21 protein-coding genes and 1 pseudogene are annotated in these 25,533 nt (G+C 69.6%); 11 read left to right on the top strand and 11 right to left on the bottom strand.

Translation table 11 applies throughout. From position 1 onward, the window contains the following. Positions 1–142: 142 nt before the first annotated feature. Together HEP73_RS13745 and HEP73_RS13740 are read left to right on the top strand one after the other, a co-directional pair. Complete coding sequence (locus tag HEP73_RS13745; RefSeq protein WP_185816623.1) at positions 143–1,033, top strand: phosphate/phosphite/phosphonate ABC transporter substrate-binding protein; 891 nt, start codon at positions 143–145, stop codon at positions 1,031–1,033. Then, positions 1,030–3,168, top strand: coding sequence for a putative bifunctional diguanylate cyclase/phosphodiesterase (locus tag HEP73_RS13740; RefSeq protein ID WP_185820408.1), 2,139 nt, complete (start codon positions 1,030–1,032; stop codon positions 3,166–3,168). The genes HEP73_RS13745 and HEP73_RS13740 overlap by 4 nt, the downstream gene beginning before the upstream one ends. A gap of 117 nt (positions 3,169–3,285) precedes the next feature. On the opposite strand, the gene HEP73_RS13735 is transcribed toward HEP73_RS13740, so the two are convergent. Both HEP73_RS13735 and epmB read right to left on the bottom strand, forming a co-directional pair. Continuing rightward, positions 3,286–4,305: a glycoside hydrolase family 43 protein gene (locus tag HEP73_RS13735; RefSeq protein WP_255423502.1), complete on the bottom strand. Its 1,020-nt coding sequence runs from the start codon at positions 4,303–4,305 to the stop codon at positions 3,286–3,288. Positions 4,306–4,553: 248 nt separating this feature from the next. After that, positions 4,554–5,593, bottom strand: a pseudogene (gene epmB / locus HEP73_RS13730) (EF-P beta-lysylation protein EpmB). A 91-nt stretch (positions 5,594–5,684) separates the two neighbouring features. Here epmB and efp point away from each other — a divergent pair. From efp to HEP73_RS13700, 6 genes are all read left to right on the top strand, one after another. Next, positions 5,685–6,251, top strand: a complete 567-nt coding sequence (gene efp / locus HEP73_RS13725; protein WP_003466096.1) for an elongation factor P — start codon at positions 5,685–5,687, stop codon at positions 6,249–6,251. Between the two features lie 176 nt (positions 6,252–6,427). After that, positions 6,428–7,075 (top strand): TMEM175 family protein, encoded by a 648-nt coding sequence (locus tag HEP73_RS13720; RefSeq protein WP_185820406.1) that lies wholly within the window; start codon positions 6,428–6,430, stop codon positions 7,073–7,075. 26 nt (positions 7,076–7,101) lie between these two features. Further along, positions 7,102–8,436: a TRZ/ATZ family hydrolase gene (locus HEP73_RS13715; protein ID WP_185820405.1), complete on the top strand. Its 1,335-nt coding sequence runs from the start codon at positions 7,102–7,104 to the stop codon at positions 8,434–8,436. A gap of 52 nt (positions 8,437–8,488) precedes the next feature. Continuing rightward, a complete protein-coding gene (gene ubiG, locus HEP73_RS13710; RefSeq protein ID WP_185820404.1) occupies positions 8,489–9,208 on the top strand; it encodes a bifunctional 2-polyprenyl-6-hydroxyphenol methylase/3-demethylubiquinol 3-O-methyltransferase UbiG in 720 nt (239 codons plus the stop codon). 49 nt (positions 9,209–9,257) lie between these two features. Beyond that, positions 9,258–9,995 (top strand): phosphoglycolate phosphatase, encoded by a 738-nt coding sequence (locus HEP73_RS13705; RefSeq protein ID WP_185820403.1) that lies wholly within the window; start codon positions 9,258–9,260, stop codon positions 9,993–9,995. Positions 9,996–10,017: 22 nt separating this feature from the next. Beyond that, a complete protein-coding gene (locus HEP73_RS13700) occupies positions 10,018–10,719 on the top strand; it encodes an isoprenoid biosynthesis enzyme family protein (RefSeq protein WP_185820402.1) in 702 nt (233 codons plus the stop codon). A 125-nt stretch (positions 10,720–10,844) separates the two neighbouring features. Here HEP73_RS13700 and HEP73_RS13695 read toward each other — a convergent pair whose 3' ends face one another. The 4 genes from HEP73_RS13695 to eat all read right to left on the bottom strand — a co-directional run bounded on the left by HEP73_RS13695 (position 10,845) and on the right by eat (position 16,202). After that, positions 10,845–12,026, bottom strand: a complete 1,182-nt coding sequence (locus HEP73_RS13695; RefSeq protein WP_185820401.1) for a putative acyl-CoA thioester hydrolase — start codon at positions 12,024–12,026, stop codon at positions 10,845–10,847. Between the two features lie 525 nt (positions 12,027–12,551). Then, positions 12,552–13,379 carry an ethanolamine ammonia-lyase subunit EutC gene (gene eutC / locus HEP73_RS13690; protein ID WP_185820400.1) on the bottom strand — a complete coding sequence of 276 codons (828 nt, stop codon included), beginning with the start codon at positions 13,377–13,379 and terminating at the stop codon, positions 12,552–12,554. Positions 13,380–13,390: 11 nt separating this feature from the next. Next, the gene (locus tag HEP73_RS13685) at positions 13,391–14,785 is read right to left on the bottom strand and encodes an ethanolamine ammonia-lyase subunit EutB (RefSeq protein WP_185820399.1); all 1,395 of its coding nucleotides are present in this window, start codon (positions 14,783–14,785) and stop codon (positions 13,391–13,393) included. A gap of 49 nt (positions 14,786–14,834) precedes the next feature. Further along, positions 14,835–16,202: an ethanolamine permease gene (gene eat, locus HEP73_RS13680; RefSeq protein WP_458309622.1), complete on the bottom strand. Its 1,368-nt coding sequence runs from the start codon at positions 16,200–16,202 to the stop codon at positions 14,835–14,837. A 489-nt stretch (positions 16,203–16,691) separates the two neighbouring features. On the opposite strand from eat, the gene HEP73_RS13675 reads away from it, so the two are divergent. Together HEP73_RS13675 and HEP73_RS13670 are read left to right on the top strand one after the other, a co-directional pair. Beyond that, positions 16,692–18,377, top strand: coding sequence for a sensor domain-containing diguanylate cyclase (locus tag HEP73_RS13675; protein WP_185820397.1), 1,686 nt, complete (start codon positions 16,692–16,694; stop codon positions 18,375–18,377). Then, a complete protein-coding gene (locus tag HEP73_RS13670; RefSeq protein ID WP_255423499.1) occupies positions 18,374–19,330 on the top strand; it encodes a C40 family peptidase in 957 nt (318 codons plus the stop codon). Before HEP73_RS13675 ends, HEP73_RS13670 begins: the two co-directional genes overlap by 4 nt. 555 nt (positions 19,331–19,885) lie before the next feature. Here HEP73_RS13670 and HEP73_RS13665 read toward each other — a convergent pair. The 3 genes from HEP73_RS13665 to yidD are packed head-to-tail and all read right to left on the bottom strand — an operon-like array spanning position 19,886 to position 22,353. Further along, the gene (locus HEP73_RS13665; protein ID WP_185820396.1) at positions 19,886–20,746 is read right to left on the bottom strand and encodes a M23 family metallopeptidase; all 861 of its coding nucleotides are present in this window, start codon (positions 20,744–20,746) and stop codon (positions 19,886–19,888) included. Continuing rightward, entirely contained in the window at positions 20,746–22,080 is a 1,335-nt protein-coding gene (locus HEP73_RS13660) for a dihydroorotase (protein WP_185820395.1), read from the bottom strand. The genes HEP73_RS13665 and HEP73_RS13660 overlap by 1 nt, the downstream gene beginning before the upstream one ends. After that, positions 22,081–22,353, bottom strand: a complete 273-nt coding sequence (yidD, locus tag HEP73_RS13655) for a membrane protein insertion efficiency factor YidD (RefSeq protein ID WP_185823424.1) — start codon at positions 22,351–22,353, stop codon at positions 22,081–22,083. 131 nt (positions 22,354–22,484) lie between these two features. Here yidD and dksA point away from each other — a divergent pair, with 131 nt between their 5' ends. Further along, the gene (gene dksA, locus HEP73_RS13650; RefSeq protein ID WP_185820394.1) at positions 22,485–23,573 is read left to right on the top strand and encodes an RNA polymerase-binding protein DksA; all 1,089 of its coding nucleotides are present in this window, start codon (positions 22,485–22,487) and stop codon (positions 23,571–23,573) included. A gap of 293 nt (positions 23,574–23,866) precedes the next feature. On the opposite strand, the gene HEP73_RS13645 is transcribed toward dksA, so the two are convergent. Together HEP73_RS13645 and HEP73_RS13640 are read right to left on the bottom strand one after the other, a co-directional pair. Then, entirely contained in the window at positions 23,867–24,541 is a 675-nt protein-coding gene (locus tag HEP73_RS13645) for a secreted signal peptide protein (RefSeq protein ID WP_185820393.1), read from the bottom strand. Positions 24,542–24,611: 70 nt separating this feature from the next. After that, complete coding sequence (locus HEP73_RS13640) at positions 24,612–25,466, bottom strand: hypothetical protein (protein WP_185820392.1); 855 nt, start codon at positions 25,464–25,466, stop codon at positions 24,612–24,614. Positions 25,467–25,533 lie beyond the last annotated feature (67 nt).

Genomic DNA, 25,533 nt, shown 5'->3' with positions numbered 1-25,533 from the left:
TGCCGGGGCATGATCGCCCCGAATCCCGAATCCCGAATCCCCACTCCCGGCTTCACCAGCTGTCGCCGGCTGACGCTTTCGGCTAGGCTTATAGCCTCTACATGGGGAATGTGGTTTGCAAAACTCGCGGTGGCGTTTCGTCATGGTGTGGCTGGCGCTGGCGATCTGCTGGCCTGGGCTGGCGCACGCGCGTCCGACGGTGCTGGTCCTGGGCCGCATCAGCGACAACCCCAAGGCCCACTACGAGCAGCTGAAGCCGTTGCTGGACTACGTGGTGCCGCGCATGCGCGACGTCGGCATCACCTCCGGGCAGATCCTGATGGCCCGCGACAGCCAGCAGATGAGCAGCTACCTGCGCCGCGGCCGCGTCGACTGGGTCACCGAGACCGCGGCCACCGCGATGGCGCTGCAGCAGCGCGGCGGGGTGCGGCCGCTGCTGCTGACCGAGCGCAGCGGCGTGCGCGACTACCACACCGTGTTCTTCGTGCGCCGCGACGGGCCGGTGCACACTCTGCACGACCTGCAGGGCCGCACCCTGGCGCTGCAGAGCACCTTGTCCACCAGTGCCTACCTGGTGCCGATGATGACCCTGTTCGAGCACGATCTGCATCCGGAGATCCTGCTCTCGCCGAAGGACCAGGCCTCGGCGAACACGGTCGGCTACGTGTTCGCGCGCTCCGAGCTCAACATCGCCTCCTACGTGCACAAGCACCTGGTCGACGCCGGCGCGCTGAGCAACCTGGACTGGGACGACGACCGCCGCGTGCCGCCGGCGTTCCGCCGCGATTTCCGAGTGATCTACCGCACCGAGCCGTTCCCGCGCGCGGTGGAGATGGTGCGCAGCGACCTGGCCTCGCCGGTGGAGGCGCGCTTGCGCGAGGTGTTGCTGGAAGCCGCCGACGACCCGCAGGGCAGCGCCGCGCTGCACAAGTTCTTCGGCACCTCCGGCTTCTACCCGGTCGACCGGGCCTCGCAGAAGCGGCTGGACCAACTGCGTGCCGGCGTTGCGCAGGTCAAGCTGGAAGTCGAATGAAGAGGCTGCGTTTCGGATTGCAGGCCAGGTTCCTGCTGGCGATGGGCGTGGCCGCTTTGCTGATCATGGCGATCCTGGGGTTGATGCTGGAGCGGCAGGCGGCGATGCAGAACGAGGTGCGCACGCTCAGCGGCAACGTCATCCACGGCCTGTTCGACCGCAGCATGCGTACCCGCGGCGAAACCCTGGCGCGGCAGCTGTCCGATTCGCTGGCCAATCCGGTGTACTACTCGGACCTGGACGCGATCGGCACCCAGGTGCGCGCGGCGCTGGGCTACGTGGCGGTGGCCTACGTGCTGGTGTACGACGCCGAAGGGCGCCTGATCCACGACGGCAGCGACGATCTGCCCGGCTACGGCCAGCGCATGCGCGGCCCGATGGCCGATGCGGCGATCAAGGCCAACGGCCTGCTGGCGCAGGAGTCCGACGAGATCCTGGACGTGTCGATGCCGATCATGATCGGCGACCAGCGCGTGGGCGGGGTGCGCGTGGGCATGTCCTGGACGCGGGCGCTGGTCTACGAGCGCAAGGCCGGCGAGAACCTGGCGCAACGCCTGGACGCGCTGAGCAAGCGCCACCTGGGCTGGCTGTTGCTGCTGCTGGCGGCGCTGGGGCTGACCGCGGTGATGGTGGCGATCTACGTGCAGCGCACGCTGGTGGCGCCGGTGCGCTGGCTGGCCGCGGCCGCGCGCCAGATCGAGGCCGGCGACTACGTGGTGGAGCGCCGCGACAGCGGCCGCCACGACGAGGTCAGCGAACTGCTGCGCGCGTTCGGGCGCATGAGCGAGGCGATCGCGCGCCACGACCGCGACGTGCGCCACATGGCGTATACCGATGCCCTGACCGGGCTGACCAACCGGCTCGCGTTCCGCGAGGCGCTGGACCACCGCATGCTGTCGGCACGCGCCTCGCACCGGCGCCTGGCGCTGCTGTTCGCCGACATCGACGACTTCAAGCGGATCAACGACACCCTCGGCCACGAGGCCGGCGACGAGGCGCTGCTGCAGTTCGCGCGGCGCATCCAGCTGGCGGTGGATCAACTGGGTGGGCACGACGCGCTTCTGGCGCGCTTCGGCGGCGACGAGTTCGTGATCCTGGTCGAGGACGAGCACGTGGTGCAGGTCGCCACCGGCCTGGCCGAGCGCTTGGTGCAAGAGCTGCGCGAGCCGCTGCGGATCCAGGACCGCGAGGTGTTCATGGGTACCTCGATCGGCATCACCGTCTATCCCGGCGATGCCGAGGACGCTTCGGCGCTGTTGAAGAACGGCGACATCTCGATGTACCAGGCCAAGCTGGCCGGCAAGAACTGCCACCGTTTCTACAGTCGCGCGATGGACTATGCGGTGGAGCGGCGCGTGCACATGGAGCACGAGTTGCGCGGCGCCTGGGACCGCGACGAACTGAAGCTGGTGTACCAGCCGATCTTCCGCACCCTGGACCGGCGCATGGTGGGCGTGGAGGTGCTGCTGCGCTGGCAGCATCCGGCGCTGGGCACGATCTCGCCGACGGTGTTCATCGACGTGGCCGAGCAGAGCGGGCTGATCGAGAGCATCGGCCCCAAGGTGCTGCGCGCGGCCTGCATGGAGGCCACGCAATGGCAGCGCTTCGACGGCAGCCGCGACCTGTTCGTGTCGGTCAACGTGTCGCCGCGGCAGCTGCGCAGCGGCGATCTGCCGGAAATCGTCGCCGACTGCCTGCACGAATCCGGGCTGCCGGCGGCGCAACTGCACCTGGAACTGACCGAGACCGCGGTGATCGGCGACGAGCTGCAGGCCGCGAGCATGCTGGCACGGCTGCACCGCACCGGGGTCAAGGTGTGGCTGGACGATTTCGGCACAGGCTTCTCCGGGCTGAGCCACCTGCGCCAGGTGCCGGTGGACGGGGTCAAGATCGACAAGAGCTTCGTCGCCGACCTGCAGCGCGACCCCGACGACCTGGCGCTGACCACCGCGATCATCGCCATGGCGCATTCGCTGGGCATCACCGTGGTCGCCGAGGGCATCGAGCAGGAAGTGCAGTTCGAGCTGTTGCGCGAGCGCGGCTGCGAACTGGGGCAGGGCTTCTGGCTCAGCCATCCGCTCAGCGCCGCCGAGTTCCGGCAACTGCTGGCGAACGAGGGCATGCCGCGCGACTAGGCGCGGTCCCGATTCCCACGAGCGCGCCCGCTTTTTTTGTAGGAGCGGCTTCAGCCGCGACAGGTATCGTCAGTAACGCCCGTCGCGGCTGAAGCCGCTCCTACAAAAGGCGGTGCATCATCGCATCACGTCTGGAATCGACACGCCGGCCTCGCTCTGCCGCACCGGTTGCATGCTGCCGTCCGGGTTGTAATGCAGGTACTCCACCGTCACCGCACGCCGGCCGATGGCGCCGTTCAAGTCGCCGATCGCCAAAGTCGCGTTGTGCAGGAACAGGTACCAGTGCCGTTTGAACTCGACGATGCCAGGATGGATGGTGAAGCTGTACTTGCCCGAACCGGTCAGTTCGCCGCGATAGGTCCACGGCCCGGTGATGGCGGGCGCGGTCGCATAGGACACGTGTTCATCGCGCTGTGTAGCCCGGTCCAGCGAGGCATAGGTCAGGTAATACAGATCGCCGCGCTTGTGCAGCCACGGGCCTTCCTCGAAATGCGGCGGGGTGATCTCGCGGATCGGCCCGTCGAGTTCGATCATGTTGGGCTTGAGCTTGGCCAGATAGCACTGGCGGTTGCCCCAGGCGATCCAAGTGGTGCCGTCGTCGTCGGTCAGCACGGTCGGGTCGATGTCTTCCCAGCTGTGCGTGCCCTTCGGCGTCATTTCGTTGGTGACCAGCGCCGAGCCGCGCGCGTCCACGAACGGGCCGGTCGGCGTGTCCGCCACCGCCACCGCGATCGCCTTGCCCGGATGCGTGGCGTCATGCTCCACCGCCGCGTAGAAATAGAACTTGCCGTTCTTTTCTATCGCCTGGGATGCCCACGCATCCTGCTTGGCCCATTTGAAATCCTTGACGTTCATGATCGGGGCGTGGGCGGTCCAGGTCTTCATGTCCTTGGTCGAATACACCAGCCACTCGCGCATGGTGAACATCTCGTCGCGCTGCGCCTCGTCGTGGCCGACGTACAGATACAGCGTGTCGCCGACCACCAGCGGCGCGGGGTCGGCGGTGAAGGTGTCGCGGACGATCGGGTTGGAGCCGGCGGCCGGGGTCGGCTCCGCCGCGACCGCTGCGCTTGCGGCCGCCACAAGCAGCGCCGCGAGTCCGAAACGGCAGCGCCGGCGGCGCCAGGTCTTGGTCAAGGCATTCATCGAGGTCCCTTTGAGAGCTGGGATTTGGGGATTCGGGATTGGGGATTCGGAGAAGCGAAAGCCGGTAAGCCCCCCATTAGAGACGCCATTTGCGCCCTTTTAGGCTATCGCGCACTGGAACCCGCTTTTCCGAATCCCCAATCCCGAATCCCCAATCCCAGCTCTTCCAGGATATCGCGCACCGGAACCCGCTTTTCCGAATCCCCAATCCCAAATCCCAAATCCCGAATCCCGGCCCCTCAGAGCGCGCGCTTGCCGGTATCGCCAGGGATCTCGCGCACCAGCTTCGGCACCAGATACCCGGACAGCCGCGCGGCCAGGGCCTGGTGCAGCGCACGCGCGGTGGCGTCGTCCACTTCGAAATGGGCCACGCCTTCGACCTTGTCCAATTGGTGCAGGTAGTAGGGCAGCACGCCGGCGGCGAAGCTGCGCTCGCTCAAGGCGGCCAGTGCGGCGACGCTGTCGTTGACCCCGCGCAGCAGCACCGCCTGGTTCAGCAGTTGCGCGCCGGCATCGCGCAGCTGCGCCAGTGCGGCATCTACGCTGGCGTCGAATTCGTTGGCGTGGTTGGCGTGGATCACGAACGCCACCGGCCACGGCAGCGCGCGCAGCCAGGCCAGCAGCGGCGCATCGACGCGCTCGGGCAGCACCACCGGCAGGCGGCTATGGATGCGCAGGCGTTTGAGATGCGGAACTTCCGCGAGCGCCTCGGTCAGTTCGACCAGCTTGGACGTGGCCAGCGACAGCGGGTCGCCGCCGGACAGGATCGCCTCGTCGATGTCCGGATCGGCCGCGATCGCCGCCACCGCCTCGCGCCAGCCGTCGCGCGCGGCGGTTTCCTCGGCATACGGGAAGTGGCGGCGGAAGCAGTAGCGGCAGTGCACCGCGCAGCTGCCGGTGGCGACCAGCAGCGCGCGGCCGCGGTATTTCTGGATCACCCCGTCGGCCTTCTTGGCCGCCGCGTCGCCGACCGCGTCCAGCGCGAAACCCGGCACCCGGCGCAGTTCGGCGTCGATCGGCAGCACCTGGCGCAGCAGCGGATCGTGCGGGTCGCCATGGCGCATGCGTGCGACGAAGCCGCGCGGCACGCGCAGCGCGAACTGCGTCGCAGCCTGTTCGGAGACGCCGAGCGCCTGCGGGTCCAGCCCCAGCAGCGCCAGCAACTCGCGCGGGTCGCGCACGGCATCGCGCCACAGCTGCTGCCAGCGCGGCGCGGCCAGGACGGCGGGGACGGGGACGGCTGCATCGGGCGGGGGCTGCGGTTATCATATGCGGTCATAAAACGAGTGCCCGCCGGTTGCGGCGGGGCTTTCCATTCTATCCGGCCGGCCGCCGAACGCGGCGGGTTTGCCTTACCCGAGGAGTTTCAGATGGCCAGCTACGGCATGAACGACGTCAAGAACGGGATGAAGATCCTGGTCAACAGCGAGCCCGCGATCATCACCGATACCGAATACGTCAAGCCGGGCAAGGGCCAGGCCTTCACCCGCATCAAGTACCGCTTCATCAAGTCCGGGCGCGTGGTCGAACTGACCATGAAGGCGACCGACAGCCTGGAAGCGGCCGACGTGGTCGACACCAACATGCAGTACCTGTACACCGACGGCGAGTACTGGCACTTCATGCAGCAGGAAACCTTCGAGCAGGTGCAGGCCGACAAGACCGGCGTCGGCGACGCCGCCAAGTGGATCAAGGGCGAGGAGGATTGCGTGGTGACGCTGTGGAACGGCACCCCGATCCAGGTCACCCCGCCGAACTTCGTCGAACTGAAGATCGTCGAGACCGACCCCGGCGTGCGCGGCGACACCTCCGGCGGCGGCGGCAAGCCGGCCACGCTGGAAACCGGCGCCGTGGTGCGGGTGCCGCTGTTCGTCGGCCAGGACGAAATCATCAAGGTCGATACGCGCTCGGGCGAGTACTTCTCGCGCGTCAAGTAAGCCGACGGCCCGCGCGGCCGGGCGGCACGTGGCCGCCCGCCGGCAGCCGCCAGCGGCTGCGGTGGACGGCACCGGTCGCATGCGTTCGCCGCGTGCGGCCGCCACACCCATGCAATGCCGAATCGCCGTGCGGCGATCGCGGCCGATCCGTTCCGTTTCCAGGAATTCCCGCGACCATGAGCCACGCCGACAGCGCCGATGCCAAGTACCCGCACGACCGCGTCGTGTTCTTCAGCGATGCGGTGTTCGCCATCGCCATTACCTTGCTGGCGGTGGAGATCAAGGTGCCGGGGCATGCTCAGGTCGAGGCCGCCGGCGGCATCCTGGCCGCGCTGGACCAGATGCTGCCGCTGTTCATCGGCTTCGCGGTCAGCTTCCTGGTCACCGCGTTGTTCTGGAAGTCGCACCTGCAGCTGTGCCGGCATATCCGCCAGTTCGACGACCGGCTGATCTGGCTCAACGTGCTGCAGCTGCTACTGATCGGCCTGCTGCCGTTTTCAACCGCGCTGTATTCGGACTATTTCGGCAGCCACCAGGCGTTCGCGGTGTATTGCGCGCATCTTGCCGCGATCGGCGTGGCCGCCTTCCTGATGCATGCCTACGCGGTGCGCAAGGAGGGCCTGGTGCAGCGGCTGGGCGCGCTGCAGGCGCGGGCGATGACGCTGCGCGTGGCGGTCGCGCCGGTGGTGTTCGCGCTGTGCATCCCGCTGGCGATGGTCGCTCCGGTACTCGGGCGGCTGGGCTTCGTGGCGGTGTTCGTGCTGCAGTGGGTGGTGATGCGCGTGTACCGGCGGCGCATCCTGCAGGCCGCCGCGGCGACTTGATTCTTTCCTTTCCCCAGAGCATTGCGATGACCTCCATCCCCGAATCCTGCGACCTGCTGATCGAAGCCGGCTACGTGGTACCGATCGAGCCGCATGCGGTGGTGCTGGAAGACCACGCGGTGGCGGTGCGCGGCAGCGAGATCGTCGCGGTGCTGCCGATCGCCGAGGCGCGGGCGCGCTTTTCCGCCGCGCGCACCGTGTCGCGCCCGGACGCGGCGCTGCTGCCGGGCCTGGTCAACGCGCACACCCACAACCCGATGACGCTGTTGCGCGGCATCGCCGACGACCTGCCGCTGATGGTGTGGCTGCAGCAGCACATCTGGCCGGTGGAGACCGCGGTGATCGGCCCGGAGTTCGTCGCCGACGGCACCGCGCTGGCGATCGCCGAGATGCTGCGCGGCGGCACCACCTGCGCCAACGAGAACTACTTCTTCTCCGACGTGCAGGCCGCGGTGTACAAGCAGCACGGTTTCCGCGCGCGGGTAGGCACGGTGATCATCGACTTCCCGACCGCCTGGGCCAAGACCTCCGACGAATACTTCGAACGCGCCTGCGAGGTGCACGACCAGTGGCGCGACGATCCGCTGATCGGCATCGCCTTCGCCCCGCACGCGCCGTACACGGTCAACGACGCCAACTTCGAGCGGGTGCGGATGCTGTCCGACCAGCTCGACGTGCCGGTGCACCTGCACACCCACGAGACCGCGCAGGAAATCGCCGATTCGCTCAAGCAGTACGGCCAGCGCCCGCTGGCGCGGCTGGACCGGCTGGGCCTGGTCAACGACCGCCTGATCGCGGTGCACATGACCCAGCTCACCGACGCCGAGATCCACCTGTGCGCCGAGCGCGGGGTCAGCGTGGTGCATTGCCCCGAATCCAATCTCAAGCTGGCCTCCGGTTTCTGCCCGGCCTGCGCGCTGCAGCGCGCGGGCGTGAACCTGGCGATCGGCACCGACGGCTGCGCCAGCAACAACGACCTGGACATGTTCAGCGAGAACCGCACCGCAGCGATCCTGGCCAAGGCGGTGGCCAACGACGCCACCGCGCTGGACGCGGCCACCACGCTGCGCGCGGCTACGCTGGGCGGCGCGCGCGCGCTCGGCTTCGGCGAGAAGATCGGTTCGATCGAGGTCGGCAAGCAGGCCGACCTGATCTGCGTGGACCTGTCGGCGCTGGAGACCCAGCCGCTGCACAACGTGCTGTCGCAACTGGTCTATGCGGCCGGCCGGCAGCAGGTCAGCGATGTGTGGATCGCCGGCCAGCGCAAGCTCGAGCAGCGCGTGCTGGTGGACATGGATACCGACGCGCTGGTCGCCAACGCGCGGCAATGGCGCGAACGCATCCGCAGCGTGCACGCCTGATCCGCTTTACTGCCGTGCCGCGATCCGCGCGCGGCCCAACCGAGACGCCGTTATGACCGCTTCCGCTTCCAATACGTCCGCCAATTTCGATCAGGCCGAACTGGACAAATTCGGCGCGCTGGCCACCCGCTGGTGGGACGCCGACGGCCCGCAGAAACCACTGCACGCGCTGAACCCGGTGCGCCTGCGCTACGTCGCCGAGCGGCTGCGGCTGCGCGGCGCCAGCGTGCTCGACGTGGGCTGCGGCGGCGGCCTGCTCAGCGAGGCGCTGGCCAAGGAGGGCGCGCAGGTCACCGCGATCGACCTGTCGCCGGAACTGGTCAAGGTGGCGCGGCTGCACCAGTTCGAATCCGGGGTAGAGGTCGACTACCGCGTGCAGTCGGTCGAGGACCTGGCCGCCGAGCGCCCGGGCAGCTTCGACGCGATCACCTGCATGGAGATGCTCGAGCACGTGCCCGATCCGGCGGCGATCGTGCGCGCCTGCGCGACCCTGCTCAAGCCCGGCGGCCAGTTGTTCCTGTCCACGCTCAACCGCACCCCGGCCGCGTTCGCGCTGGCCATCGTCGGCGCCGAGTACGTGGCGCGGCTGCTGCCCACCGGCACCCACCGCTACCAGGATTTCATCAAGCCGGCCGAACTGGCGGCCTGGCTGCGCCAGGCCGAGCTGCAGCTGCACGACGTCAGCGGCATGCTGTATGAGCCGTGGCGCAACCGCGCGCGGCTGTCCACGCGCACCGAGGTGAATTACCTGGCGTGTGCGGTGAAGCCGTGATTCGGGAGTCGGGATTCGGGATTGGCAACAGCAGGTGTGCGTGCGCGTGATGCCTTCCGATTCTCGAAGCCAGGATCGCGGCGCTCAGCCGCCGCAGGCCGCGGCATCGCGGAATTTCCCGCGCGCGGTGCTGTTCGACCTGGATGGCACGCTGCTCGATAGCGCGCCGGATCTGCTGGCCGCGGCCAATGCGCTGCTGGCCGACCGCGGGCGCGATGCGCTGACCCTGGAGCAGCTGCGTCCGGTGGTGTCCAAGGGCTCGCGGGCGATGCTGGGCGTCGCCTTTCCCGAGTTGCCGGCCGCGGAGCGCGATGCGCTGATTCCCGATTTCCTGCGCCAGTACGAAATGCTGATCGGCCGGCATTCGCAGCTGTTCGACGGCATCGCGGCGCTGCTGCAGCGGCTGGAGGACGCCGGCTGCGTTTGGGGCATCGTCACCAACAAGCCCGAATACCTGGCGCGGCTGATCCTGCCGCAGCTGGGCTGGGAACGGCGTTGCGCGGTGCTGATCGGCGGCGACACGCTGGCCGAGCGCAAGCCGCACCCGCTGCCGCTGCAGGTCGCCGCGCAGCGCATCGACGTGCCGCCGCAGCAGGTCGTCTACGTCGGCGACGACGAACGCGACATCCTCGCTGCGCGCGCCGCCGGCATGGCCTCGGTGGCGGTGCTGTGGGGCTATCGCCTGGACGGCGAGGATCCGCTGGCCTGGCGCGCCGATGCGCTGGTCGCCGCGCCGTCCGACCTGTTCGATGCGAGCGCCTGGCCCGGCGCGTCGCAACACCCCTGACCTTCCGGAATTCCGCGATCGCATGAGCAGTACCTCCGCCCTGGATGCCTTCCTCGACAAATGGCGCAGCCGCTGGCCGGAATGGACGGTGGCCGAGACCTTCGTGCCGGAGCAGCAGCGCACGCGCGCGGTGGCCTGGTTCGCGCTGCTGCAGGAATTCGACGACATCCTCAACATCGCCGGCGACCCGTTGCCGGCCGACGCCAAGCTGGCGTGGTGGGGCGAGGAATTGCGCAGCTGGGCCGGGCAGCGCTCACGGCATCCGCTGGGACGGGTGCTGGAGCCGGTCGCCGCGCCATGGGCGCAACTGGCCGAGGCCTTGCCGGGGCTGCTCGCCTCGCGCGCGGCCGCGGCCGATCCGGCGCATGCCTACGAGCGCCTGGAGGCGTTCGCGCTGGCCGCGGCGCAGGTCGAATGCGCGCTGTTCGAGGGACAGCGCGACGCGGCGGCGGCGCTGGCCACGCAGGTACTGGCGCAGCGGCTGGCCGACGCCGGCATCGCCGCGGTGCCGCTGTCGCTGCGCGGCGGCGAGGCGGCGCAGGCGCAGCAGCGCTGGGCGCAGACCTTGCTGCAGCGCTGGCCGCGGCGCGTGGAAGGGCCGCGGCCGCGGCGCATCGTGTCGGCGCTGGCGCGTGCGCGGATCGCGCAGCAGGCCCGCGCCGCGCGCAAGCCGCCGAGCCAGATGGCCACGCTGTGGCGCGCCTGGTGGGCCGGCCTGGGCTGAGCGCCGGGCACGGCCGCAGCCGCGTTCCTGCGCGCGCCCGGGGCCGCGTCGTCCCCGGGCGCTGACGCATGTTGGCTTCCTGCGGTGTGTTCGTGGCGTGCCCGAGCGGGAGCGGCGGCGGCGCCCTAGTTGGCGCTGCCGGCGCCGCTGTTGGCGTACTCGAAGAAGCGGTTGGCCGATTGCGTGCAGCCGCTGCTGCAGTAAGGGCGGCCGACCGTGGACGCGTTCCATGGCGCGCTCTTGCGCACATGCGCGCCCAGGCTGGACTCGCGGATCACCACCTTGCCGTTGGGCGAGCTGCCGTTGACGTAGTTGGACAGGCTGCCGACGCTCTCGTCCCAGGCGCGGCCCAGGTACACGGTGTTCGCCGACGGGCTGCCGACCGCATCGAAGGTGCTGGCCACGGCCAGGAAACCGTAGCCGCTGCCGGGGCGGGTGCTGGGCGCGAAGATCACCCCGCCGTTGCCGGCGCCGCGGCGCACGGCGGTGTAGCGGATGGTGCTGCCGGAGAACACGGCCACGCCCGAGCCGAAGATGAAGTCGGTGTCGCCCTCGATGCTGCCGCCCTTGAAGAACGCGCGGATCACCGCGTTGGCGCTGCCGGCGCTGACCAGCAGAGTGTCCTGGTTGCCGGTGAGCACTACGTTCTCCAGCACCGCCTTGTCGCCGCGCAGCGCCAGCGCCACCGCCGACTGGTTGCTGCTGGCGTAGGTGTCCTCGACGTAGCTGTTGACGATCGCCAGGTTGCGCGCCTGGAACTGCGCCGCGCGCACGGTGACGGTGCCGCTGTCGGAGGTGCCGACGGTGGTGCTGGACGCGTTGCTGGCGCAGGGATGGGTGGCGCTGCCGCTGGGTTTCGGCGTCGGGTTGGCGTTGCCGAAGCTGATGGTGGTGTTGGCCGGCGCGCTGCCCAGGCCGAACAGGGTGATCGGCGGCGCCGCCGCGGGCACGCAGACCACTTCCCTGTAGGTGCCGGGCTTGACGCTGATGTAGCGCCGCATCGTGCCGCCAGCCGCGACCGCGGCATCGACCGCGGCCTGTACGGTGCGGTAGCGGGTGGAGCCGTCGACGGCGACCGCGTAGTCGGCGGTGAGCAGGGCGACGCCGGCGCTGGGGTTCCAGTTGTCGGTCGTCAGTGCGCCGATGGTGCCGGCCTGGGCCAGGTGCTTGGCGACGGTCTGGTTGGCCGCTTCCGAACTGGTCAGTTGCGGCCGGGAGGCGGTACCGGTCAGCGCCCAGGCGGTGGCGATGGCGCCGCCGGCCAGGGCGAGGGTGGCGGGAATCTGGAACCAGCGCGATGCGGTCATGGCGTGTGCTCTCGGGTTTGGGATGGGACCTGCTGCGCCCCGGCTGCAACGTCGTCGACGGATTGATACCGGTGTCATTCGACGGCCGCATGGAGGCGATCGGCGGCCATGGCGTGGCCGGCGCGAATGCTAGGCGCGCCTCGGCGTGCTGCCGTTCGATGCCGCAGCCAAATCGCGGTTGTGGCGGAGCGATCACGGTTTGGCGCCGTAGGCGTTTCCAGGTATTGGGTCCGCCGGCACAGCTTGTGTGATGGATTGCTGTGCTTGGGCGGAAGCGGATCCCAGGTCAGCCGGCGGCAGCGCTAGTGCTTCGCTCCGGCTGCTGCGTTGCGCCACGGCGCTGCGCGACGCCTGAGGGGTGTCTGGCCAGGATTCGGGGGATGGCGCCGGTGCCGGCAGCGTCGATGAAGACGCGTTGCGCAAGCCGGGCCGCGCGCAGCGCCGATGCTTGCCTGGATATGGCGTGCGCGCGCACCGATGCGTCTGCGCCGGCCCTGCTCATCGCGTGGACGGGCAGGGCGCGGCTCACTCCGGGATCAGGAAATTGCCCAGCGACTTGGGCGCCGCCTCGTCGGTGGCCGACAGCGCCGGCGTGTCGGCCTGGTCCTTCAATTGCACGCCCGACAGCTGCCGCCGGCACGCCTCGCGCATCAGCCAGGCCAGCTTGTGCGCGGCCTGCGCATAGCTCAGGCCGGCCTCGCGCACATTGGAGATGCAGTTGCGGCAGGCGTCGTTGAGGCCCACGCGCGGGGCGTAGGTGAAGTACAGCCCAAGGCTGTCCGGCGAACTGAGGCCGGGGCGCTCGCCGATCAGCACCACGCTCATGCGCGCATCCAGCAGTTCGCCGATCTCGTCGCCGATCGCCACACGCCCCTGTTCGACCAGCGCCACCGGCGCCAGGGTCCAGCCTTCGGCCGCGGCCAGCGCGTCGATGCGTTCCAGCATCGGCGTGGCATGGCGATGCGCCGCCAGCGCCGACAGCCCGTCGGCCACCACCACGGCCAGGTCGTAGCTGCGGCGCTGCATCGCGATGCGGCCGCGCAGTTCGCTGGCCGCATCCTCGCTCAGCCGCCGGCCCAGGTCGGGGCGCTGCAGGTAGACGTGGCGGTCGGCCGCGGCACTGCGCAGCACGACGTGATCGCGGCCGCGTGCGTCCAGCGCGGCGGCCAGCGGCGCCGGATCGAAGCGCAGATGCACCGCGTCGCGCGCCTGCGCATGCGCGAACTGGAAATCCAGCTGCGCCGCGGTCGGCAGGCTGGTGCCGGTGCGGCCCAGGGCGATGCGCGCCGGGGTCAGCCGGCGCAGCGCGGCCCAGGGATCGGCGCGGGCAGGGCGGTCGCTGTCGTCGTGCATGCGCGGCCGGCTCAGTTCAGTTGCGCCAGCGCGCGCCGGAACGCGGCCGGCGGCTCGTGGCCGAGGCGGAAGCGGCCGTTGTCCAGGCGCAGGATGTCCAGCCGTTCCAGCCAGGCTTCGAACTCCGGCGCCGGACGCAGGCCCAGCGCCTGGCGCGCGTACAGCGCATCGTGGAACGAGGTGGTCTGGTAGTTGAGCATCACGTCGTCGGAGCCGGGGATGCCCATGATGAAGTTGATCCCGGCGGTGCCGAGCAGGGTCAGCAGCACGTCCATGTCGTCCTGGTCGGCTTCGGCATGGTTGGTGTAGCAGATGTCGCAGCCCATCGGCACGCCGAGCAGCTTGCCGCAGAAGTGGTCTTCCAGGCCGGCGCGGATGATCTGCTTGCCGTCGTACAGGTATTCGGGGCCGATGAAGCCGACCACGGTGTTGACCAGCAGCGGCTTGAAGCGGCGCGCCACCGCGTAGGCGCGTACCTCGCAGGTCTGCTGGTCCACGCCGTGGTGCGCGTCGGCCGACAGCGCGCTGCCCTGGCCGGTCTCGAAATACATCACGTTGTCGCCGACGCTGCCGCGCTTGAGGCTCAGCCCGGCCTCGTAGCCTTGTTGCAGCAGCGCCAGGTCGATGCCGAAGCTGGCGTTGGCCTTCTGCGTGCCGGCGATCGACTGGAACACCAGGTCCAGCGGCACGCCGCGTTCGATCGCCTCGATCGAAGTGGTGACGTGGGTCAGCACGCAGGCCTGGGTCGGGATCTGGTAGCCGGCGATCACCGCGTCGAGCATCTTCAGCAGTTCGCAGATGGTCTGGGTGTTGTCGCTGGCCGGGTTGATCCCGATCACCGCATCGCCGTTGGCGTACAGCAGCCCGTCGAGCACGCTGGCGGCGATGCCGGCCAGGTCGTCGGTGGGATGGTTGGGTTGCAGGCGCGTGGACAGGCGCCCACGCAATCCGAGCGTGTTGCGGAACGCGGTGACCACGCGGATCTTCTGCGCCACCAGCACCAGGTCCTGGATCCGCATCAGCTTGGACACCGCCGCGGCCATCTCCGGGGTCAGGCCCGGTGCCAGCGCCGCCAGCGCGGCCTCGTCGGCCGCTTCGCTGAGCAGCCAGTCGCGGAAGCCGCCGACGGTCAGATGCGCCACCGGCGCGAACGCGGCCGCGTCGTGGCTGTCGACGATCAGCCGGGTCACCTCGTCGTCTTCGTAGGGAATCACCGCCTCGTGCAGGAAGTGCCGCAGCGGCAAGTCGGCCAATGCCATCTGCGCCGCCACCCGCTGCGGCTCGCTGGTCGCGGCCAGCCCGGCCAGGCGGTCGCCCGAGCGCGCCGGCGTGGCCTTGGCCAGCAGGTCCTTGAGGTCGTCGAAGCGCCAGGTTTGGCCGCCGACGCTATGTGCGAAACCGCTCATACCGGGTTCTCCTGCAGGCGCCCGCGCGCGGCGGGCGCCGTGTCCTCGATCATGCCTCGCCGCTGGCCTCGGCGGCGGCGATGCCGCCGTTGCCGCGCAGGCTCAGCGCGCAGCAGCCGGCACCGAGCAGCATCAGGCCCAGGAATACCAGCGCCAGCAGCGCGTTGAACCACACCATCGCCGCCAGGCACACCAGCGCCAGCAGCAGCGCCAGCGCCGGTACCAGCGGATAGCCCGGCGCGCGGTAGCTGCGTTCCAGCTGCGGCTCGGCGCGGCGCAGCTTGAACAGGCTGAGCATGCTCATGATGTACATGACGATCGCGCCGAACACCGACATGGTGATCATCGCCGCGGTCAGCGACATGCCCTGCACCTGCACCAGCCCGTCGCTGTAGATCGCCGCCACGCCGACCACGCCGCCGGCCAGGATCGCCCGGTGCGGGGTGCGGAAGCGCGACAGCCTGGCCAGGCCGTGCGGCAGGAAGCCGGCGCGCGCCAGCGCGAAGAACTGCCGCGAATAGCCCAGGATGATGCCGTGGAAGCTGGCCACCAGGCCGAACAGGCCGATCCACACCAGCATGTGCAGCCAGGTCGAGTTGTGCCCGACCACCGCCTTCATCGCCTGCGGCAGCGGATCGTTGATGTTGGACAGGGTGCGCCAGTCGCCGACACCGCCGGCCATGATCATCACTCCGAACGCCAGCGTCACCAGGGTCAGGATGCCGGCGATGTAGGCGCGCGGGATGGTGCGCCGGGGATCCTTGGCTTCCTCGGCGGCCATCGCCGCGCCCTCGATCGCCAGGAAGAACCAGATCGCGAACGGGATTGCGGCGAAGATGCCGCCGACCGCCGCCAGGCTGAAGTTGTCCGACCCGGCCCAGCCGCCGCGCGCGAAGTTGGCCACGCTGAAGCCCGGCGCGACCACACCCATGAACACCAGCAGCTCGATCACCGCCAGCACGGTGACGATCAGTTCGAAGGTGGCGGCGATGCCGACGCCGAGGATGTTCAAGGTCATGAAGATGGCATAGGCGCCGACCGCGGCCAGACGCGGGTCCAGGGTCGGGAACTGCACGTTGAGGTAGGCGCCGATCGCCATCGCGATCGCCGGCGGCGCGAACACGAACTCGATCAGCGTGGCGATGCCGGCGATCATCCCGCCGGCGGTGCCGAACGCGCGCAGGCTGTAGGCGAACGGGCCGCCGGCGTTGGGAATGGCGGTGGTCAATTCGGTGAAGCTGAAGATGAAACAGGTGTACATCACCGCCACCAGCACCGTGGTGACCAGGAAGCCGAGCGTGCCGGCGGCGCCCCAGCCGTAGCTCCAGCCGAAGTATTCGCCGGAGATCACCAGGCCTACGGCAATGCCCCACAGGTGCAGGGTGCCGAGGGTGGGTTTGAGCTTGTCGATCGTCATTGCGCACATCTCCTGGACGGGGGGAGGGAGAGCGAACGCCGCGGCGAACCACCGCGGGGACTGCGATTGCGCATTGCGCGCCGGTGCCGGCCGTTTTTACGCAGGCCGCTTTACGGTTATACCGCAAAGCAGCATGGCTGCCGCAGGTTCGGTCCGCGGCCGCATTTGGATACGATCGGTGGCGGCGGCTGCGCTATGCTCGGGTGCAGATTTCAGGGGGCCGTCAGTCCGGTGCGGGACGGGCAACGCCGTGTTGGCGCGGACGCGACGAGGAAGACCGAGTGGGATGTAGGCCGATGAGCGAGCGCACGATGCCGCCGCATCGGGCGCGCTCAAGCGCGTTCCGTCGGTCTGCCGTGGCCGTCGTCCAGGCGGGGGCGCGCGTCGCCGACGCGCGGTGCGCCGGCTGCGGCGGCAGGCGCCAGCGGTCGCACGCCGGACACCGCGACATGGCCCATCCCCGTCGCGCCGACAGGCCCTGATCGACGTATGACGCGTTTGTGCCGTTGCTCGCGCTGGCTGCTGTTGCTGTGCCTATGCGTGGCCGAAGCCGCGTTCGCGCAGCATGTGCACTTGCAACGCCTGCCGGCCGATCCGCCCGCCGCCGAAGTGGTGACGGGGGCGCATCTGGCGCAATTGCAGGACGGTGCGCATGGCAGCGCCCTGTACGAGCCGCTGAAGACGCCGACCTGGTGGCGCGTCCGCGCCGACCGCGCGATCGGCAGCGACGGCGATCCGCAACTGGTGCTGCAGGCGCCGTATCTGACCCGGGTCGAAGCCTGGGTGCCGGGCCAGGCCACGCCGACCCGGCACGCGCTGTACGGCGCCGACGCCGACCTGCGCTATTCGACCCGCGCGCTGGTCATCGCGCTGCCGCACGGCCTGCCGCAGGGCGCCTCGGTGTGGCTGCGGGTACACGCGCCGGCGGCGGTCCCGATGCCGGTGTCGATCGCACCGCTGGCGCAGGTGCACCGCGACGATCTGCACTACGTCGGCTGGCGCGCCTTCATCATCGGCTCGACCGCGGTGCTGGCGATCCTGGCGATCGCGCTGTGGGCGCGGTTGCGCGAGCGGGTCTATGGCTATTTCACCGCCAACGTCCTGTGCGTGCTGCTGTACCTGCTGGGCATCGGCGGCGAAGCGCGGGTGGTGCCGGGCCTGGACATTCTGTTCGCTTCCTCGCCGGCGCCGATACGGATCGTGGCGGCGCTGGGCGGCTTCTTCATCATCAACTTCCAGCGCCGGCAGCTGGAAATGCACCGGCATCTGCCGCGGCTGGACCGGGTGCTGCGGGCTTGCGCCACCTTCCTGCTGGGCATCGCCGCGGCCTGCGTGGTCTCGACGGCGCCCTGGCTGAGCCTACTCGGCAACCTCACGCTGATCGTCAGCGCCATGTTGCTGCTGCCGTGCTCTCTGCTGCTGGCCTTGCGCGGGCAGCGCTATGCCTGGCACCTGCTGGCGTCGTGGGCGCCGCTGCTGGCGTTCTGCGTGCTGCGCTGCCTGGAGCTGAGCGGATGGCTGCGCCTGGACCAGGCCACGCCCTGGGTGGCGCACGGCATCAGCCTGGCGCTGGCCACTTCGTGCCTGCTGGTGACGATCGGCCTGGCCGAGCAGATGCTGGAACTGCGCCGCGACCGCGACCGGGTGAACCGGCTGGCGACGGTGGACGGCCTCACCGGCATGCTGACCCGCGCGGCGATGCAGCAGCGCCTGGCGCAGGCGATGCTGGATGCAACGGCCGCCGCGCAGCCGCTGGCCGTGGCCTATATCGACATCGACCACTTCAAGCGGATCAACGACGTGCATGGCCACGGCGCCGGCGACGACTGCCTGCGCTGGGTCGCCGCCTGCGCCCGTGCGCGCCTGCGCAGCACCGACACGCTCGGTCGCCAGGGCGGCGACGAAATGCTGGTGTTGATGCCGGGCGCCACGCTCGCCGCGGCGCAGCGCGTGGCCGAAGACATCCGCCGGCATCTGCACGAACAGCCGCTGCAGCACGGCGGGCAGACCCTGTCATGCACGCTGAGCGTCGGCGTGGCCCAATGGCAGCCGGGCGAGAGCATCGAGTCGCTGCTGCAGCGCGCCGACGCCGCGCTCTACGCCAGCAAGGCCGCCGGCCGCAACCGGGTCAGCGTATCCCCGATCACGTCCACCCACGAGGAGTCGCCGCCATGACCGCACGTCCCGCCGTTTCCCCGATCGATTCCACGCAACTGCGTGTCGCCGACATTTTGCTGCAGCTGGGCCGCGGTCCGGTTTCGGAACTGATCGCCTGGTGCGGCGACAGCATCTACAGCCATGCCGCGATCGTGGCCGACCAGGGCGACCTCATCGAGGCCGCGGCCAAGGGCGTGCGCCGCTATCCGCTGCAGCAACGGTTGGCCGATACCGGCAACTATCTGCTGATCGACGCCTACCGCCCGCTCAGCTACGCCGGCGTCGCGCTGGACGATGCCGATCGCGCCAGCGTGCTGGCCAAGGCGCAGTCGCTGCTCGGCGTGCCGTATCCGCTCGACAGCCTGGCCACCCTGGGCGTGCTGGTGGCGATCCGCGGCAAGTGGCCGCAGCACTGGCTGGCGCGGATCGTGGTACGCGAGGCGCTGGACCACCTGGTCCGCGACAATCCCTCGCACATGGTGTGCAGCGAGGTGGTGTATCGCGCCCTGGCCGAATGCGACGCGCAGCCGAGCGGGCGGCTGGCGCCGCAGATCGTGCTCAGCGGGCCGACCCACCTGCCGTTTCCGGACATGGACTGGAAGGCGCTGTGGGAGGAAGTGTGGCAGTTGTTGCACCCGCAGCGGCAGCAGGCGCTCGGCGACGTGGCGCAGCGCCTGGCCGCGGTGGAAGGCGCGCCGGCGGGCATGCTGGCGGCGTCGCTGACCGCGGTCGGCGACGACGAACTGGCCGCGCGCGCCAATGCGGTGCGCGCCGGGCTGGGCCTGGAGCCGCTGCCTGTTACCACGCAGGCGCTGGACGACGGTTCGCTGCTGGTGGAAGCGGCCGCCGATGCCACGCCGACGCCGCTGCCGCACCCCAATCCCAAGCTGGTGATGCCGCTGGATCTGGCCAACAGCCCCTCGCACGTGGTGCTGGGCCGGCTGTTGCAGGCGGAGGATGCGCCGGCGTAGCGCCGGCTGCTCAAGCAGGAGTTTCGTAAGCTGCGAAAGTGCGTTTGCGGATGGTGTCTGTCGCGGCTGAAGCCGCTCCTACAAGGTGCGCGGGTACTTGCGGTGTGCACTGTAGGAGCGGCTTCAGCCGCGACCATGTCATGTCCGAAGCCCGAAGGTTCACCGCTGCGTCGGCCGCGACTGAAGCCGTTTCTACAAAAGGGGCGAACGCCCCTCGATATTTGTGGAGGCGACTTCTGTGGGAGCGACTTCAGTCGCGACGGGCTCTACCAGTAAGGCCCGTCGCGACTGAAGTCGCTCCCACAAAAAAGCAGTCGCTTCGTGCGCTTCAGCGCCAGCAACCGATCGATGCGCACATCGAGCCGGGCAAGACGAACGTCTCGGCCACGGAGATGAAGAACGCGCCGCCGCGCGCCGCTGCAGGCGAACCGCCAGGCTGTTACTTGGTGCGCTCCAGCACCAACAGCGGATCGATGCGCACGTCGAACCGCGCAAGACGAACGCCTCGGCCACGGAGATCGAAGAACGCGCCGCTGCAGGCGAACCGCCAGGCTGTTACTTCGTCCGCTCCAGCACCAACAGCGGATCGATGCGTACGTCGAACCAGTTCATCCCCCAATGCAGATGCGGCCCGGTCGCGCGCCCGGTGGCGCCGACCGCGCCGAGTACCTGGCCCTGGGCGATGCGGTCGCCGACCTTTACGTCGATCCGCGACAGGTGCAGGAAGTTGGAGCTGACCCCGTAGCCGTGGTCGAGCAGCACGGTGCCGCCGGTCAGGTACAGGTCCGGCGCGGCGAAGGTGACCACGCCGGCCGCCGGCGCCTTGACCGGGGTGCCGGTGGGCACGGCGATGTCCATGCCGGAGTGGCCGGCGCCGGGCTGCCCGTTGTACACGCGGGCGTTGCCGAAGCGGCCGCTAATGCGGCCCTGCACCGGCCAGATGAAGGGCGCGGCGAAGTCGGTGCGGTCGTCGTCGCGGTCGCGCGCGGCGGTGACCTGCGCCTGTTCGCGCTTGATCCGCTCGGCGATCGCCGGTGGCGGGTTGACCGTCTTCGGCGGCACGCCGTTGACGCGTTCCAGCGGCCAGTCGCGTGGGGTCACCGCGATGTCGATGCTCTCGCTGCCGCCGTCGGCGCGCTGCACCAGCAGCCGCAGCGGGCCGCGTTCGTCGCGGCCGATGCCGAACACCACGCTGCCGTAGCCGCTGACCCGCAGCGTACGCCCGGCGTACTGCACGCGGCTGCCGGGCGCCACCTTGCCGATCACCAACGCACCCTGCGAGGCGCTGGCCGGGAACACGCTGCGCGTGTCGGCGCTGGCGGCGGTGCCGGTCTGCGCCTGCAGCGACGGCATCGCCAGCGCCGACGCCAGCAGGCCGAGCGCCAGCGCGGCACCCGGCACGCGTGCGCGCCGCATCAGCGGTCGAACGCCAGGCGCTGCCCGTTCGGGCTGCCGACTAGGCGGGTACCGTCCCAGGCCAGTTCGCCGTTGACCCAGGTCGCGGCGATCTTGGAGCGGAAGCTGCGGCCTTCGAACGGCGACCAGCCGCACTTGGACAGGATGTCCTCGCGGCGCACGGTGAAGGCGGTGTCGTCGATCAGCACCAGGTCGGCGTGGTAACCCTCGCGCAGGAAGCCGCGCTGGTGCACGTCGAACAGCAGCGCCGGCGCGTGCGCGAACTTGTGCACCACCTGGGCCACGCTGAGCCGGCCTTCGTGCACCAGTTCCAGCGCCGCGACCAGCGCGTACTGCACCAGCGGCAGGCCCGACGGCGCCTGCGCATACGGCTTGCTCTTCTCTTCCCAGGTGTGCGGCGCGTGGTCGGTGGCGAGCACGTCGATCACGTCCTCGGCCAGGGCGCGGATCAGCGCCTCGCGGTCGCTGGCGTCCTTGATCGCCGGGTTGCACTTGATCAGGTTGCCCAGCGTCGCGTAGTCGGCGCGGTCGAAGCGCAGGAAGTGGATGCAGGTTTCGGCGGTGATGCGCTTGCCCTGGATCGGGCCGGGCGCGAACAGCGCCAGTTCGTCGGCGGTGGAGATGTGCAGCACGTGCAGGCGGGTGCCGTGCTTCTTCGCCAGCGATACCGCCAACTGGGAGGATTTGAGGCAGGCCTCGCGCGAGCGGATGTCCGGATGCATCTCCGGGGTCAGCGCGTCGCCGTACTTTTCCTTGAACGCGGCCAGGGTCGCGTCGATGGTCGGGGTGTCTTCGCAGTGGGTGATGATCGGGGTCGGCGCGTCGCGGAAGATCGCGTCCAGCGTCTGCGGGTTGTCGACCAGCATGTTGCCGGTGGAGGCGCCCATGAACACCTTGATCCCGGGCGCGGTCTTCGGGTCCAGGGTCTGGATCGCCGCCAGATTGTCGTTGCTGGCGCCCAGGTAGAAGCCGTAGTTGCCCCAGGCGCGGCCGCCGGCGGCGTCGTACTTGGCCTGCAGCGCGGCCGCGTCCAGAGTCGGCGGGTTGGTGTTGGGCATGTCCATGAAGCTGGTCAGGCCGCCGGCCACCGCGGCCGCCGACTCGCTGGCGATGTCGCCCTTGTGGGTCAGGCCGGGTTCGCGGAAGTGCACCTGGTCGTCGATCATGCCGGGCAGCAGCCAGCGCCCGGCGGCGTCGACCACGGTCTCGCCGTCGCGGGCGGCCAGTTGCGGGGCGATCGCGGCGATGCGGCCGTCGGCGATGCGCAGGTCGCCCTGGGTTTCCTGGCCTTCGTTGACCAGGCGGGCGTTGACGATGAGGGTGGAGGAGGACATTCAGTGTTTTCCTGGGCAGCGGCAGGCCGGCGGCGCCGCGGGATCGGGCACCGGGTCGAACCCGCCGGGATGGAAGGGATGGCAGCGGCTGACGCGGCGGGCGGCCATCCAGCCCCCGCGCAGCGCGCCGTAGCGGGCGATGGCGGTGACCGCGTAGGCCGAGCAACTGGGCACGAACCGGCAGCGCGGGCCCAGCAGGGGGCTGATGAAGCGCTGGTACAGGTGCAGCAAGGCGATGAGAGCGCGGGCGATCACCCGTCCATGATATGCCAGTTGCGCAACGGGGCCGCCGTTCGCCGGCCTGCCATTCACTAGCGTGTAGACGGTGTGGTTGCCGCTGGGGGTAGGGTAGGCTATAAAGGCCCGCTTTCCCGGGCCCCGGGGAAACCAAGGAAGAGCGATTCGTGGCTGCTAAAAAACCTGCAAAGAAGGCCGTCAAGGCCGCCAAGAAGCCCGTCCAGCCCGTTGCCAAGAAGGCGACGGCGTCCGCTGCTGCCAAGCCGCTGAAGAAACCGGTGGCGAAGCCGGCAGCCAAGCCCGCGCCGGCCAAGAAGGCCCCAGCCAAGGCGGTGGCGAAGAAGCCGGCGCCCAAGCCGGTTGCCGCCGCGCCGGCCAAGAAGGCCCCGGCCAAGCCGGCCGCCAAGCCAGCGAAAGCCGCCGCCAAATCCAGCGCCGCGCCGGTCGCCAAGCAGGCAGCCGCAGCCAAGCAGGCCACGCCCGCAGTGAAACCAAAGCAGGCCACCGCCCCGGTCGCCCCGGCGGTTGCCAAATCCGTACCGAAGCCGGCTGCCAAGCCGGCGCCGGCCAAGTCTGTCCCGGCCAAGGCCGCCACGCCCGCCGCAGCCCCGGTTTCCCAGCCGGTCGCCGCCAAGCCCGCTGCGCCCTCGGCCCCGTCACATAAGAATCCCGTGTCCGTTTCGAAATCCTCCGCGAAAACCCCCACCAAATCCGAATCCACCCCCAAGGCGCCGATCGCCAAGCCGACCGGCAAGGTCGCCGTCGCGGTGACCGCCAAGTCCAACACCCCGGCCAAGCCGGCCAAGTACAAGGTGGTCGAGTACAAGACCGACGAAGCGACCGGCCGTCCGATCCTGCCCAAGGGCTACAAGCCGGCCGGCGACGAGGAGTACATGAGCACGCTGCAGCAGGAGTACTTCCGTCAGCGCCTGCTCAACTGGCGTGCCGACCTGGTCGAGGAATCCAAGCAGACCATCGAGAACCTGCGCGACGAAGTCCGCGACATCGGCGACGAGGCCGAGCGCGCCACCCGCGAGACCGAGAACTCGCTGGAACTGCGCACCCGCGACCGCTATCGCAAGCTGATCGGCAAGATCGACAGCACGCTCAAGCGCCTGGATGCCGGCGACTACGGCTACTGCGTGGATACCGGCGAAGAGATCGGCCTGGAGCGCCTGGAGGCGCGCCTGACCGCCGAGCGCACCATCGATGCGCAGGAGCGCTGGGAACACCTGCAGAAGCAGCAGGGCGACTGATTCGCCAACGCCTGCGTCTGCGTTCGCCCAAGGCCCTGCTCGCGCGGGGCCTTGTGCTTTCTGGTGATCGCGCCGGTCTGGCCGGTCTGCAGCAAAGCTTACGATCCGGTGCCGCGATGGCGGCGGGGAGCCAGTGGCGATGGCGGCTGCGCCCCGCCACGCACGGCCGCTGCGCCTGACTTGTCCGCGATGGCGCGTGCGCAGGTCTCGTGGCGCCGCCGCTCCGGTGCCTGCGGCCCGGCGCCGCGCTGCGGCGCACGCCGCTCACCGCGCCGCGGGGACGACGGCGACATTCAGCGGACGCCGTTGACCAAACCGCTTTTCGCGTCCTTGAGCAGTTGCAGGCCGGGCAGGCCGAAGCTGTCCAGGTCCGCCTTGCTGGCTGCGATGTTCAGCCCGACGATGGCCGAGGTATCCGGATCCACGTCCACGCCCAGCGGCATGGCGGCGAACTGCACATAGTCGCGGCTGTCGTTCCATTGCGGACGGCCGCCGATCGCCTGTAGCAGGCGGTCGACGTGGGTGCCGGCCGGCTCGCCGAGCAGGTCGAAGGGCAGGGGGGCGTTCGGATCGGCCAAGGCGATCAGGCTGGTGACCCGGTCGTTGCGGAAGCCCACGGCCAACTGGCTGTGGACGAGCGTGCCGGCCGCACGCGGATGGCGCGCCAGCTGCGCGTTGAGCTCGCGTGGGTACAGGTATACGACGCTGAGCGTCTGCGGGTGTGCGGCATCGGCGCGGGTGACGTCCGGCTTGCCGAGCGCGGCCAGGACCTGTTGCTTGCGCATGCCCAGCGCGACCGGGCCGATGCGCGTGCACGGAGCGGGCAGGGTCGCCGCGCTGGCGGAAGCGGCAAAGGCCTGCTGCAACGCGCGCGTGCAGGCGGCGGCGTCGGTGCCGGCGGCGTGGACCTGCGCGATGGCCATGCCGAAGGCGAGCAGGCCGAACAGCGAAAGGGATCGGGGTGTCATGGAGGATCTCCGTGGCGTGTCGTGGGGAACGAGGCCGGGATGCGCATCCCGGTCTCGCCGTTTGCTTGAATTAGTTGCCGTGCCAGCCTTCGCGGTGGCCATAGGCCGTGACGAAGGCGCTCTGCTGGGCGCTGGTCAACGAGCCCCACTGGTCGGTCGGATTCAGGCCCGAATTGGTGGTGATGGTGGTGATCATCTCCGAGGTCGGGTTCTCGCTCGGCGGCGACCAGGTGCTGATGATCTGGCTGAGCGTGGCGGTGCCGTTGTTGTTGTCGTTGATGCGGTTCATGTTGGCCACCGCAGCGTCGAGTCCGGCCTGCGGATTGGAGAAGATCGCGAAGCCGCGATCGTTGCCGAGCGAACCGTGGTCGTCGGCAAAGTTGCCGGAACGGATGTCGAGCGGGTTGTTGTCGCGGTTCGGATGGGTGCCGGTGACCTCCTGGGTGGAGCCGTCCGCGGCGGTGTAGGTCACCGTGGTGCCGCTGGCCGATGCGGACGTGGCCGGATTGGCGTTGCTGCCGGCACCACCGTCGCCTTCGCCACCGTCGCTGCCATCGCCGCCGTCGCCATCGCCATCACCGTCGCCACCATCTCCCTCGCCGCCATCGCCTTCTCCGCCTTCGCCTCCCTCACCACCTTCGCCACCTTCACCGCCTTCTCCTCCTTCACCACCTTCTCCTCCTTCACCGCCCTCGCCACCTTCACCGCCTTCGGCCTCGATCGGCGCGTCGAACTCGGTGGCGGTCTGCATCGCCACCGCCTTGTGCATCGCCGCGTGGTGGTGGTGATGGGTCTTGGCCTTGGCGTGGTGCGCCTTCTTGTGCGCCTTGGCGTGATGGATCGAGCTGGATAGCGGGTGCGCGCCGATCGAAGCGCGGGTGCCGCCGGCGACCATATCGATTTCGATGATATCGAGCGTTCTCATGTAGATCCTTTGACATGTTGCGGGGAAGGAGCCGTCCTCGCTTCGGCTGATCCGGCCGCAGGCGCAT

The organism is Xanthomonas sp. GW (genome assembly GCF_014236815.1).
GTDB lineage: Bacteria > Pseudomonadota > Gammaproteobacteria > Xanthomonadales > Xanthomonadaceae > Xanthomonas_A.
This window is presented reverse-complemented; position numbering and strand designations above follow the sequence as displayed.

Bases quoted from the DNA above. Each gene is read 5' to 3' on its own strand.
- HEP73_RS13745 (WP_185816623.1), top strand. From the start codon at position 143: ATGGTGTGGCTGGCGCTGGCGATCTGCTGGCCTGGGCTGGCGCACGCG.
- HEP73_RS13740 (WP_185820408.1), top strand. From the start codon at position 1,030: ATGAAGAGGCTGCGTTTCGGATTGCAGGCCAGGTTCCTGCTGGCGATG.
- efp (WP_003466096.1), top strand. From the start codon at position 5,685: ATGGCCAGCTACGGCATGAACGACGTCAAGAACGGGATGAAGATCCTG.
- HEP73_RS13720 (WP_185820406.1), top strand. From the start codon at position 6,428: ATGAGCCACGCCGACAGCGCCGATGCCAAGTACCCGCACGACCGCGTC.
- HEP73_RS13715 (WP_185820405.1), top strand. From the start codon at position 7,102: ATGACCTCCATCCCCGAATCCTGCGACCTGCTGATCGAAGCCGGCTAC.
- ubiG (WP_185820404.1), top strand. From the start codon at position 8,489: ATGACCGCTTCCGCTTCCAATACGTCCGCCAATTTCGATCAGGCCGAA.
- HEP73_RS13705 (WP_185820403.1), top strand. From the start codon at position 9,258: ATGCCTTCCGATTCTCGAAGCCAGGATCGCGGCGCTCAGCCGCCGCAG.
- HEP73_RS13700 (WP_185820402.1), top strand. From the start codon at position 10,018: ATGAGCAGTACCTCCGCCCTGGATGCCTTCCTCGACAAATGGCGCAGC.
- HEP73_RS13695 (WP_185820401.1), bottom strand. From the start codon at position 12,026: ATGACCGCATCGCGCTGGTTCCAGATTCCCGCCACCCTCGCCCTGGCC.
- eutC (WP_185820400.1), bottom strand. From the start codon at position 13,379: ATGCACGACGACAGCGACCGCCCTGCCCGCGCCGATCCCTGGGCCGCG.
- HEP73_RS13685 (WP_185820399.1), bottom strand. From the start codon at position 14,785: ATGAGCGGTTTCGCACATAGCGTCGGCGGCCAAACCTGGCGCTTCGAC.
- eat (WP_458309622.1), bottom strand. From the start codon at position 16,202: ATGACGATCGACAAGCTCAAACCCACCCTCGGCACCCTGCACCTGTGG.
- HEP73_RS13675 (WP_185820397.1), top strand. From the start codon at position 16,692: ATGACGCGTTTGTGCCGTTGCTCGCGCTGGCTGCTGTTGCTGTGCCTA.
- HEP73_RS13670 (WP_255423499.1), top strand. From the start codon at position 18,374: ATGACCGCACGTCCCGCCGTTTCCCCGATCGATTCCACGCAACTGCGT.
- HEP73_RS13665 (WP_185820396.1), bottom strand. From the start codon at position 20,746: ATGCGGCGCGCACGCGTGCCGGGTGCCGCGCTGGCGCTCGGCCTGCTG.
- HEP73_RS13660 (WP_185820395.1), bottom strand. From the start codon at position 22,080: ATGTCCTCCTCCACCCTCATCGTCAACGCCCGCCTGGTCAACGAAGGC.
- HEP73_RS13645 (WP_185820393.1), bottom strand. From the start codon at position 24,541: ATGACACCCCGATCCCTTTCGCTGTTCGGCCTGCTCGCCTTCGGCATG.
- HEP73_RS13640 (WP_185820392.1), bottom strand. From the start codon at position 25,466: ATGAGAACGCTCGATATCATCGAAATCGATATGGTCGCCGGCGGCACC.